This window comes from Microbacterium timonense, assembly GCF_900292075.1.
GTDB lineage: Bacteria > Actinomycetota > Actinomycetes > Actinomycetales > Microbacteriaceae > Microbacterium > Microbacterium timonense.
Genome location: NZ_OLMV01000007.1, coordinates 1 through 11,340 on the forward strand (window position 1 = coordinate 1; position 11,340 = coordinate 11,340).

The 11,340-nt window shown below is 68.4% G+C and carries 11 protein-coding genes; 5 read left to right on the forward strand and 6 right to left on the reverse strand.

The genetic code is table 11. The annotated features are described in order from the left end of the window. Positions 1-50: 50 nt before the first annotated feature. The gene (locus C9992_RS15920; RefSeq protein ID WP_106816630.1) at positions 51-260 is read right to left on the reverse strand and encodes a heavy-metal-associated domain-containing protein; all 210 of its coding nucleotides are present in this window, start codon (positions 258-260) and stop codon (positions 51-53) included. Positions 261-527: 267 nt separating this feature from the next. Here C9992_RS15920 and C9992_RS15925 point away from each other — a divergent pair, with 267 nt between their 5' ends. Then, entirely contained in the window at positions 528-1,808 is a 1,281-nt protein-coding gene (locus C9992_RS15925) for an ABC transporter substrate-binding protein (protein ID WP_106816631.1), read from the forward strand. A 137-nt stretch (positions 1,809-1,945) separates the two neighbouring features. Here C9992_RS15925 and C9992_RS15930 read toward each other — a convergent pair whose 3' ends face one another. The 4 genes from C9992_RS15930 to C9992_RS15945 are packed head-to-tail and all read right to left on the reverse strand — an operon-like array spanning position 1,946 to position 5,960. Next, entirely contained in the window at positions 1,946-2,686 is a 741-nt protein-coding gene (locus C9992_RS15930; RefSeq protein WP_106816632.1) for an ABC transporter ATP-binding protein, read from the reverse strand. Further along, complete coding sequence (locus C9992_RS15935; RefSeq protein WP_106816633.1) at positions 2,683-3,672, reverse strand: ABC transporter ATP-binding protein; 990 nt, start codon at positions 3,670-3,672, stop codon at positions 2,683-2,685. Before C9992_RS15935 ends, C9992_RS15930 begins: the two co-directional genes overlap by 4 nt. Before the next feature lie 43 nt (positions 3,673-3,715). Next, on the reverse strand, positions 3,716-4,696 hold the full coding sequence (locus C9992_RS15940) for a branched-chain amino acid ABC transporter permease (RefSeq protein WP_106816634.1): 981 nt from the start codon (positions 4,694-4,696) through the stop codon (positions 3,716-3,718). 10 nt (positions 4,697-4,706) lie between these two features. Continuing rightward, positions 4,707-5,960, reverse strand: a complete 1,254-nt coding sequence (locus C9992_RS15945) for a branched-chain amino acid ABC transporter permease (protein ID WP_106816745.1) — start codon at positions 5,958-5,960, stop codon at positions 4,707-4,709. A 392-nt stretch (positions 5,961-6,352) separates the two neighbouring features. Between C9992_RS15945 and guaB the strand changes: the two genes are divergently transcribed. Both guaB and C9992_RS15955 read left to right on the forward strand, forming a co-directional pair. After that, the gene (gene guaB, locus C9992_RS15950) at positions 6,353-7,855 is read left to right on the forward strand and encodes an IMP dehydrogenase (RefSeq protein WP_106816635.1); all 1,503 of its coding nucleotides are present in this window, start codon (positions 6,353-6,355) and stop codon (positions 7,853-7,855) included. 47 nt (positions 7,856-7,902) lie between these two features. Then, complete coding sequence (locus C9992_RS15955) at positions 7,903-8,526, forward strand: TMEM175 family protein (protein ID WP_106816636.1); 624 nt, start codon at positions 7,903-7,905, stop codon at positions 8,524-8,526. 72 nt (positions 8,527-8,598) lie between these two features. On the opposite strand, the gene C9992_RS15960 is transcribed toward C9992_RS15955, so the two are convergent. Further along, the gene (locus tag C9992_RS15960) at positions 8,599-10,089 is read right to left on the reverse strand and encodes an MFS transporter (protein ID WP_106816637.1); all 1,491 of its coding nucleotides are present in this window, start codon (positions 10,087-10,089) and stop codon (positions 8,599-8,601) included. Between the two features lie 93 nt (positions 10,090-10,182). On the opposite strand from C9992_RS15960, the gene C9992_RS15965 reads away from it, so the two are divergent. Further along, positions 10,183-10,866, forward strand: coding sequence for a TetR/AcrR family transcriptional regulator (locus C9992_RS15965; RefSeq protein WP_106816638.1), 684 nt, complete (start codon positions 10,183-10,185; stop codon positions 10,864-10,866). A 188-nt stretch (positions 10,867-11,054) separates the two neighbouring features. Further along, positions 11,055-11,333, forward strand: coding sequence for a DUF2277 domain-containing protein (locus C9992_RS15970; protein WP_106816639.1), 279 nt, complete (start codon positions 11,055-11,057; stop codon positions 11,331-11,333). Positions 11,334-11,340: the final 7 nt, after the last annotated feature.

Here is an 11,340-nt window from a genome sequence, read left to right on the forward strand (position 1 = left end):
CCCGCCGATCTCGAGCTCGATCCGCGAAGTGGGGGCGGAGGCCGCGTCCATCAGGCGCGTACCGCGGAGTAGCCCGCCTCGTCGACGGCGGCGATCACGGCGTCGTCCGAGAGCGCGCTTGTCGAGACGATCTTCAGCGTGCCCGCCGCCGCGCTCACCTGGACGTCTTCGACGCCGGCGAGTTTCGAGACCTCGCCGCGCACCGAAGCCTCGCAGTGCCCGCAGCTCATCCCTGTCACCTTGTACTGGACCTCGGCCATCCCGGCTCCTCTCTCACGTCCATACCCCGGAGGGGTACCGCCCCCACACTATACCCGGTGAGGGTATGGGGTCGATTTGTCGGATCCGCCGAGTTATCCACAGACGGCGTCGTCCGGAGGACGCCGATTTGCGGTTTCATCACCCATTTCAAGCTGTTACAGATCGTTAACGAAAGGCAACATTGGCGAAGCCCCGCGGCCATTAGGTTTAGTGCACTGGGTCGGCGCCCGAGCCGGTCCCGCGGTAATCACACAGCAAGGAGCAACATGAGCGTCTTCACCCGCTCGCGCACGTCCGCCTTCCTCGGCGGCATCGCGCTCGTCGGCGCCAGCGCCCTCGTCCTCGCCGGCTGTTCCGGTGGCGGCACCGGTGGCAGCGACGAACCCACTGAAAGCGCGGGGCCCGTCGATGAGCTGAGCCTCAAGATCGGCACGGCCCTCCCGCAGACCGGCAACCTCGCGTTCCTCGGCCCGCCCGAGGAGGCCGGCGTCGCGTACGCCGTGTCGCAGATCAACGACGCGACGGCGGACACCGGACTCGACATCGACGTCGTGTACGGCGACTCGGGCGACACCGACAACAAGGCGTACGAGACCGAGATCCCGCGCCTGCTGGGCGAGGACGTTTCGGCCATCATCGGCGCCGCGTCGTCGGGTGTCTCGCTGCAGTTCATCGACCAGGTCACCGGTGCGGGCGTCATCCAGTTCTCGCCGGCCAACACCTCGGACGCGTTCACGACGTACGACGACAACGGGCTGTACTTCCGTACCGCACCGTCGGACGTCCTGCAGGGCGAGGTGCTCGGAAACCTGATCGCCGAGGACGGCAACCAGACGCTCGGCATGATCGTGCTGAACGACTCCTACGGCACCGGCCTTGCGAAGTACGTCACCGAGGCGTTCGAGGAAGCCGGCGGCGAGGTCGTCGCGGCTCCCACCTACAACACGGGTGACACGAGCTTCGACGCGCAGATCTCCGAGGTCCTCGCGGCCGACCCCGACGCGATCGCCCTGATCACGTTCGAGGAGGTCAAGACCATCCTTCCGAGCCTGTTCGGGCAGTTCCCGGCCGACAAGCTGTACTTCGTCGACGGCAACCTGGCGAACTTCGGCGACGAGTTCCCTGCGGGCTCGCTCACCGGCGCGAAGGGCACGTTCCCCGGCCTCTCGCTCGACACGATCACGGACTTCACCGACGCGCTGCAGACCTTCAACACCGATGAGGGCAACGAGCCGCTGACGGAGTTCACCTACGCTGCGGAGTCCTACGACGCCACGATCCTCCTCGCCCTCGCGGCGCTGGCTGCCGGCTCGACCGACCCCGCGGCGATCTCCGAGAAGCTGATCGAGGTTTCGGGCGGCTCGGGCGACGGCGAGAAGTGCGAGTCGTACGCCGACTGCGCGGCCATCATCGTCGGTGGCGGCACCGCCGACTACGACGGCATCTCGGGTCCGATCACGTTCGACGAGGTCGGCGACCCGACCGAGGCGTCGATCGGCATCTACCAGTTCAAGGACGACAACACCTACGAAGCTTACGAAGGCTGATCGTTCCTGACGAGAACGGCCCCGGGTCCGCGGATCCGGGGCCGTTCTGCGTTCCCGGGCGGCTCGGCCGCGAGACGCAACGACAAGGGGACGGATGCCGCGGCATCCGTCCCCTTGTCGTTGCTGGGCGGGAGGGGCTACTTGCCCAGCGTCCCCAGGTACAGCTCGGTGACCTTCGGGTCGTTCAGGAGCTCCCGGCCCGATCCGGTGTAGGCGTCGCGGCCCTGGTCGAGGACATAGCCGCGGTCGCAGATCTGCAGGCAGCGGCGGGCGTTCTGCTCCACCATGATGCAGGTCACGCCGGCGCGGTTGATCTCGGAGACGCGGATGAACGCCTCGTCCTGTCGGACGGGGGACAGGCCCGCCGACGGCTCGTCCAGGAGCAGCACCTTCGGGTCCATCATGAGCGCACGGCTCATCGCCACCATCTGGCGCTCTCCGCCGGACAGTGAGCCGGCACGCTGCTTGAGGCGCTTTCCGATCTCAGAGAAGATGCCGGTCACGAACTCCAGGCGCTCCTTGTAGATGCCCGGCCGCTGGTAGAGCCCCATCTGGAGGTTCTCCTCGATGGTGAGGCTCGGGAACACGTTGTTCGTCTGCGGGATGAAGCCCACGCCGCGGGCGACCAGCTTGTTGGCGCGCAGACCGGTGATGTCCTCGCCCTCGAGCGAGATCTTGCCGCTGCGGATGTTGACCTGCCCGAAGATCGCCTTGAGCAGCGTGGACTTGCCGGCACCGTTCGGGCCGATGATGCCGATCAGCTCGCCCTGGTGGGCGACGAGGCTGCAGCCGTTGAGGATGTTCACGCCGGGCAGGTATCCGGCGTGGACGTCATCGATGACGACGACGGGGGTGCTCGTCGCGGTAGGGGTGCTCATCGGCCCTCCTCCTCTTCTCGTGCGGTCTCGGCCTCGTCGCGGGTCTCCTCCGCGATGCCTTCGTCGACCAGCGTCTCGGCGACGGCAGCGGCCGAGGCCGCGGCATCCGTCGTGGGATCCGCCTGGATGACGTCGATGCGCCCGGTCACCACGCCGAGGTCGAGCTCCTGGTGGGCCCCGAGGTACGCGTCGATGACCGCCGGGTCCTTCATGACGGCGTCGGGGGCGCCCTCAGCGACGATCCGCCCCTCGGCCATCACGACCACCCAGTCCGCGATGTGGCGCACCATGTGCATGTCGTGCTCCACGAACAGCACGGTCATGCCGAGGTCCTTGAGATCGAGGATGTGGTCCAGCAGCGATTGCGTGAGCGCCGGGTTGACGCCGGCCATCGGCTCGTCGAGCATCACGAGGGTCGGCTCCGTCATGAGAGACCGTGCCATCTCGAGGAGCTTGCGCTGACCGCCCGACAGGCTGGCCGCGAAGTCGTCAGCCTTGGTGTCGAGCTTGAACTTGGTCAGCAGCTGCATCGCGCGCTCTTCGAGCTCGGCATCCTGCGACTTCCACAGGGCCGGGATGAGACTGGCCCAGAAGTGCTCGCCGCGCTGATTCTTGGCGCCCAGCTTCATGTTCTCCATGACGGTGAGCAGCCCCAGCGCCTTGGTGAGCTGGAAGGTGCGGACCAGCCCCATGCGCGCGACCTTGTACGCGGGCACGCCCGACAGCGACGTGCCGTCGAAGGTCCAGGTGCCGTGGTCGGGCTTGTCGAATCCGGTGAGCAGGTTGAACAGGGTGGTCTTGCCTGCGCCGTTCGGCCCGATGAGGGCGGTGATCGCGCCGCGAGGCACCTCGAGGTGGTCGACGTCCACGGCGTTCACACCGCCGAACGAGCGACGCACGCCGTCGGCGATGATGATCGGGTCGACCTTGGCGACGCCGGGTGCCGCCTCGCCGACGTGAAGGCCCGTCGTCTTGGGGCGGGCCACGGGCGCGGCGCCGGTTGCCGGGGCCGCGTCGGGCGTGATGCCGTTACTTGACAAAGGTCAGCTCCTTCTTGTTGCCCAGAAGACCCTGGGGCATGAAGATCACGAGCAGCATGAGCGCGACGCCCACGAGGATGAAGCGCAGCGTGCCGGCCTGGATCTGGGTGAGGCCGGGAAGCCAGCCTGCCGCGGCCATCGCGGGCAGCACGTTCGAGAGGAACGTCTGCAGCACCCAGAAGATGAGCGACCCCAGGAGAGGGCCGAACACCGTGGCCGCGCCGCCGAGGAGCAGTGCCGTCCAGACGAAGAAGGTGAGCGAGGTGACGTACACGCCGGGGCTCACGGCCGAGGGAAGGGCGTAGACGATGCCGCCCGCCGCGGCGAGCACACCGCCCAGCACGAGCGCCTGCATCTTGTACGAGAAGACGTTCTTGCCGAGCGACCGCACGGCGTCTTCGTCCTCGCGGATGCCCTTGATGGTGCGTCCCCACGGGCTGCGGGTCAGCATCCACACCACCAGGGCGGCGATCCCGAGCGTCACCAGGCCCATGATCCGCACCCACCAGCCGTTGGCGTTGTAGACCCACGGGCCGAAGCCGTATTCGCCGGGCGGGATCGGGTTGGATGCCCGGAAGCTGTTGTGATACCCGCTCAGGCCGTCGGCGGAGCCCGTGACGGCGTCGAAGGCGGTCGTGAGGAACAGCAGGCGCACCACCTCGGCGGCGGCGATCGTCACGATGGCGAGGTAGTCGCCGCGCAGACGCAGGGTCGGGATGCCGAGGATGAGGGCGAACAGTGCCGCCGCGGCGAGGCCGACGAGGGCGCCCGCCCACCATTCGAACCCGAACGTGAGGATCGAGATCGCGTAGCCGTAGGCTCCGATGGCCATGAAGCCGGCGATGCCCATGTTGATCAGACCCGCGTAGCCGAAGTGCACCGCGAGGCCGAGCGCGGCCAGCGCGTACCCGATCGTCGCCGGGCTGATGATCGACGAGGCGGTGTTGGAGAGAATCTGCAGCCAGTCCATGAGTGTGCCCCTAACCGATCCGCTCGCGTCGACCCAAGATGCCCTGTGGTCGGAACAGCAGGATCACGATGAGGATGAACAATGCGCTGGCGTACTTGAGGTCGGCCGGGATCCACAGGCTCGACACCTCCACCAGGATTCCGACGATGAGTGCGCCGACCAGGGCGCCGTATGCGGTTCCGAGACCGCCCAGCACGACGGCGGCGAACATCAGCAGCAGGATCTGTGCGCCCATGTCCCACTTGATGCCCGGGCGGTAGTACGCGTAGAGGATGCCGGCGAGGCCGGCGAGGCCGCCCGCGACGATCCAGACGATGCGCACCACGGCGTCCACGTCGATGCCGGATGCCGCCGCCAGAGACGGGTTGTCCGAGATGGCCCGCGTCGCCTTGCCGATCCGGGAGCGGGTCAGCCACAGGGCGAAGGCCACGATGACGACGATCGAGATCACCAGCGAGACGAGGTCGATCACGCTGAGCTGCACGGCCCCGAAGAGCGGGATCTTGGTCTCCGCCGAGCCGGGCAGCTGCAAGGTGCCGCCGCCGATCACCAGCTGGAAGGTGTAGCGCAGCGCGAGGGACAGACCGATGCTCACGATCATGAGCTGCACGACGCCCACGCGTCGCCTTCGCAGCGGTCTCCACAGGATCATGTCGAGCACGAGCCCGAGCCCCGCGCTCAGGATCACCGCGATCGGGTAGGCGAGCCACCACGGCAGCGCCAGCGTGGCCGGCACCACCAGGAGGTAGGCCGCGATGGCGCCGAAGGTCACCATCTCGCCGTGCGCGAAGTTCGAGATGCCGGTCGTGCCGTACACGAGGGTCAGGCCGATCGCCGCCAGTGCGAGCATGAGGCCGAAGCTGATGCCCTGCACGATGCGCTGCACGAACTGGTCGAAGAAGCTCGTGACGTTGCGCTCGCCCTCGCCGATGAAGAAGTTCACCGAGACACGGCCGCCCTGGCCCATCTCGACTTCCTTGACGTTGGGGGTGTCGTCCTCGGGGTCGACGACCGCGATGCCCTCGGGCAGCGTTTCTTCGTTCAGGGTCACGACGTAGGTCTCGCCGCGCTCCGGGACGTTGACGTGCCATTGGCCGTTCTCGTCGGTCTCGACCTCCTGCTTGCCGCCGGGGCCGTCGATGGTCAGTTCCACGCCTTCGAGCGGCTCGCCGTCGAGCTGCACGTTGCCGCTGATGCGGTAGGGATCGCCTTCCGCCGCCAGCGCGGGCGCGGCCGTCGCGAACATTCCGATCGCGACGAGCATCAGACCGAAGAGCACCGCCAGGATGCGCGCTCGGTCGACGCGTTTTGCGGTCACAGTCGTAGGACCCACAGAACCTCCAGTTCGGCACCACGCGGACACCGAAGCTCGGGTCGCATCGGCCGTGATGAACGACGCTATGAGCGTAATGTGTCGCGGTTGTTTCACCTAAGACACGCTGTGGATACGTGATGCGATCGAGATCGCCTCGGCGGACGCGCCGTTGCGTGCGCGCCGGAGGGTCGCGCGCACGCGCGCGTGCCGTTCTCGCGGGAACAAACGGATTCCACCGGCGCTTAGAATCGAGTACGGAGCGTCACGAGCGCACCGGCCGCCGTCGTCCACCCCGAGAGAACGCGCCCAGTGCAGCCATGGCACGGTGCGCAGGAGACCCCATGGAGCACAACGACCCCTTCGGCTTCGTCGGCCTGACCTACGACGACATCCTGCTGCTGCCCGGGCACACCGATGTCATCCCCAGCGAAGCCGACACCTCCTCTCGCGTGACGCGCCGGATCACGGTCGCCACGCCGCTGCTGTCGGCGGCCATGGACACCGTCACCGAGGCCCGCCTCGCCATCGCGATCGCGCGTGAGGGCGGTCTCGGGATCATCCACCGCAACCTCTCGATCGAGGATCAGGCCTCGATGGTGGACCGCGTCAAGCGCAGCGAGTCCGGCATGATCACGGACCCGATCACGACCACCCCGGATGCCACCATCGACGAGGTCGACGCGCTGTGCGCGCAGTACCGCATCTCGGGTCTTCCCGTCGTCGACGACGAGAACCACCTCGTCGGGATCGTGACCAACCGCGACATGCGCTTCGTGTCGGGCTTCGAGCGGCAGACCACCAAGGTCCGCGATGTCATGACGAGCGAGGGCCTCGTCACCGGCAAGGTCGGCATCAGCGCCGGTGAGGTCATCTCGCTGTTCGCGCAGCACCGCGTCGAGAAGCTGCCGCTGCTGGATGACGAGGGCAAGCTCGCGGGTCTCATCACCATCAAGGACTTCGACAAGAGCGAGAAGTATCCGCTGGCCACCAAGGACGAGCAGGGCCGCCTGCGCGTGGGCGCCGCCATCGGGTTCTTCGGCGACGCCTGGCAGCGGGCCGAGGCGCTGCGCGACGCCGGTGTCGACGTCATCGTCGTCGACACGGCCAACGGGCAGTCGGCCGGCGTCATCGACATGGTCCGCCGCCTCAAGAGCGACGAGTCGTTCGCCGGCATCGACGTCATCGGCGGCAATGTCGCCACCCGCGAGGGCGCGCAGGCGCTGATCGATGCGGGCGTGGACGCCGTCAAGGTGGGCGTCGGTCCGGGATCGATCTGCACCACGCGCATCGTCGCGGGCGTGGGCGTGCCCCAGGTCACCGCGATCTACGAGGCGTCCCTCGCGGCACGCGAGGCCGGCATCCCGATCATCGCCGACGGCGGCCTGCAGTACTCCGGCGACATCGCCAAGGCGCTGGTGGCCGGGGCCGACACCGTGATGCTCGGTTCGCTGCTGGCCGGCACCGACGAGTCGCCGGGCGAGATCGTCTTCCAGGGCGGCAAGCAGTTCAAGATGTACCGCGGCATGGGGTCGCTGGGCGCCCTGCAGACGCGCGGCAAGAAGACCTCGTACTCGAAGGACCGGTACTTCCAGGCCGACGTCCCGAGCGACGACAAGCTGATCCCGGAGGGCATCGAGGGCCAGGTCGCGTACCGCGGCCCGGTGTCGGCGGTCGCGTATCAGCTGGTCGGCGGACTTCGTCAGTCGATGTTCTACGTCGGCGCGCGCACCATCGAAGAGCTCAAGGCCAAGGGCAAGTTCGTGCGGATCACCCCCGCGGGACTCAAGGAGTCGCACCCTCACGACGTGCAGATCGTCGTCGAGGCGCCGAACTACAAGCGCTGACCGGGCGTCCGATCCGCGGCGAGCTGCCCGGGCGCTAGCCTGTCGCCATGATCAGGCGAACGCGGCATCCCGCGGCGACGCAGCGCACGGTCCGTCTCGAGGCGTTCACCGACGGCGTCTTCGCCATCGCGGCGACGCTGCTGGTGCTCGATCTCACCACGCATTCGCTGGGCAAGATCGACTCCGACGCCCAGATGTGGGCGGCGCTGGGCCAGATGGGCGAGCTGTTCTTCAACTTCGCGCTGAGCTTCGTGCTGCTGTGCCTGCTCTGGATGGTGCATGTGCAGCAGTTCGAGCACATCGAGCGGGCGGACGGGACACTGCTGTGGCTGAACAACGCACGGCTGCTGTTCATCGTGCTGGTCCCGTTCGCGACCGGTCTGATGACGGAGTACCAGGAGTGGTTCGCGGGCCGCATGGCGATGCCGGTCACGTTCTTCCTCGCCATCGCCATCAGCTGGGTGCAGTGGCAGTGGGCGATGCGGCGCCGTGAGGAGATGATGCCCGACCTCTCCGACGACGAGGCCCGTGCGTACTCGCGCGGCTCGCTGAGCGCCGTGATCATCGGCGCCCTCGTCCTCGTGCTGTCGCCGTTGATCGGCTCGGCCGCCTTCCTGCTGTTCCTGTTCGACGGCCTGTTCACCCGGGTGCTGCGAGGCAAAGGGGTCTGACGCGTTCGGACTTCGATGCCGGGCGGGGGTGGATGCCGCCACCTGCCCCGCCCGGCGCACACCGACGCGGGGTCAGCCGGTGGTGAGCACTTCCCGCTCGCGTGAGGACTCCGGCGCAGTCGCGTCGAGCTCGGTGCTCTCGGCGGTGCCGGGGTTCGCGGCATCCGTCGCCGACTTTCCGGACGGCAGCCACAGCGCCACGACCGTGGCGGCGAACAGCACCGCCGCGCCGGTGAACACGGCAGGGCGGGCGGCGTCGACGTAGAGGTCGGGCATGAGCTCGCCGCCGGCGCCGACGAAGATCGCCGTCATGACGGCGGTGCCGAGCGCCACGCCCAGCTCACGCACCGTCGAGTTCACGCCCGAGGCTTTGGCGTGGTCCACGAGTCCCAGCGTCGCCAGGAGCGCCGTGGCCGAGGGTGCGAAGACCAGCGCCATGCCGACGCCGGCCATGACGAACGGCGCGATGAGCACCGGATAGTCGAGGTCGGTGGACATGACCGCGGCGATCCAGGTGAGCGCGACGCCCTGCAGCGCCAGACCGAGCACGAGCAGCACGCGCGTGCCGACGCGCGGGGCCAGGATGCCGGCGACCGGGGCGATGAACATCGGTGCGAGGGTCCAGGGTGTGGTCTGCACGGCGGCCTCGAGCGGCGACGAGCCGCCGACGACCTGCAGGTACTGGATCAGCAGGAACACCGCTCCGAAGGTGCCGAAGCTGAACGCGAAGCCGACGATGTTGGTGATCGAGAACGATCGGTCGCGGAACAGCCGCAACGGCATGAGCGGTGCCTTCGCGCGGGCCTGCCACACCAGGAAGCCGGCCACCAGCGCCGCGCCGAGCGCGATCTCGGCGATGACGCCGACCGAGTCCCACCCGTCGTCGTTGCCTCGGACGATGGCGTGCACCAGTGCGAGGACCCCGGCTGCCGCCAGCACCGCACCCGGCACGTCGATGCGCGCGCGGGCGCCGAAGTCGTTGGCCAGGACGACCAGCGCGAGCGGGATGGCGATCAGGGCGACCGGCACATTGAGCCAGAAGATCGCCTGCCAGTTCCAGCCCTCCATGATGGCTCCGCCGACGAGCGGGCCGACGGCGACACCGAGCCCCGATACCCCGCCCCAGATGCCGATGGCGAGGGGGCGTCGTGCCGGCGCGACCGCGCCGGACAGGAGTGCCAGCGACAGCGGCATCACTCCCGCCGCGCCGAGACCTTGCACCGCCCGTGCCGCGATGAGCTGGCCGGGGTCGGTGCTCAGCGCGGCGAAGACCGAGCCGGCGCCGAACAGCGCGATGCCGATGGCGAAGACGGTGCGCCGGCCGAAGCGGTCGCCCAGTGCCGAGGCGACGAGGATCGCTCCGGCGAAGGCCAGTGTGTACGCGTTGACGAACCACTGCAGCTCTTCGACGCTCGCGCCCATGTCGCGGTGCAGCACGGGGAGGGCGTTGGTCATCACGAGGTTGTCGAGCGTGGCCATGAACATCGGGAGGGATGCCGCGGCCAGCACGAGCGCGAACGGCCGCGCCCGTCGAGGGCTCGCGGCGAGGGGTGAGTCGGTCATTCGAAGCTCCGGTTGTAATTGGATGATTACCTGTTGAGCAATGTAGTAATCGATTGATTACAAAGTCAAGTCATTCGCTGATAACCTTCGACCATGACCTCACCGCAACCTGACGGGCGCAGCACCGTCGCCGTGGACGAAGGGCCCGACGCAGGAAGGCGACTCTCGTCGGACGAGCGTCGACGCCAGATCCTGGTCGCCGCGCTCGCCGTCTTCGGGGCGCGCGGCTACGAGGGAGCGACGACCGACGAGGTGGCCAGGGCGGCCGGCGTGAGTCAGCCGTACGTCGTGCGGCTGTTCGGGTCCAAAGAGAACCTGTTCCTGGCCACGATCGAAGACGCTCTCGCGCAGCTGCTCGCGGCGTTCCGCGCGGCGCTCGTGACGGGCGACGCCGATGCCGCTCTCGAGGAGGGGATCACCCCGGAGAAGGCTGCGGCCAAGCGCATCGGCCAGGCGTACGTCGATCTCATCGAGGTGCGCGGCCTGCACCAGACGCTCGCGCATGCCTACCTGCTGGGAAGCAACCCCGTGATCGGAGCGGCTGCTCGCCGCGGCTTCGCCGCGGTGTGGCGGTTCTTCCGCGAAGAGATGGGGCTCGACGCCGACGACGCCCGGGCTTTCCTCGCCGAGGGCATGCTCATCAGCACGATGATCGGGCTGCGGATCGTCGACGACTACGGATCCGACCCGCAGATCACCGAGCTGTTCCGCTCGTGCTTCCCCAGCGAGCTGCCCCACGTCCTCGACGTCCTCCCGCGCGGCGCCGACCGCTGGTAGCCGGCACGCCGGCGGCCCGGCGCGAGCAGTGCGGCGGCATCCGCCGACTGCACGGCTTGGCGCCGAATGCACGACCTGCCGACGCGGCCAGACCGTGCGCTCGGCGGCAGACCGTGCACTCGGCGCACGCGGCCGGGACGGATGCCGCGCCCTGGCCCTCTTCGGGGGTGCGGCGTAGGGTCGGGGGCATGTGCCGGAACATCCACACGCTCCACAACTTCGAGCCCGCTGCGTCCTCCGAAGAGGTGCACGCCGCCGCGCTCCAGTACGTGCGCAAGATCGCGGGCACCACGAAGCCCTCGAAGGCGAACCAGGAGGCGTTCGACCGGGCCGTCCACGAGATCGCCCACATCACGCAGCATCTGCTGGACGACCTCGTCGCGACCACGCCGCCGAAGAACCGCGAGGCCGAGGCGGCGAAGGCGCGTGAGCGCGCGATCAAGTCCGGCCGTTACGCCGCCGCCTGAGCCGGGT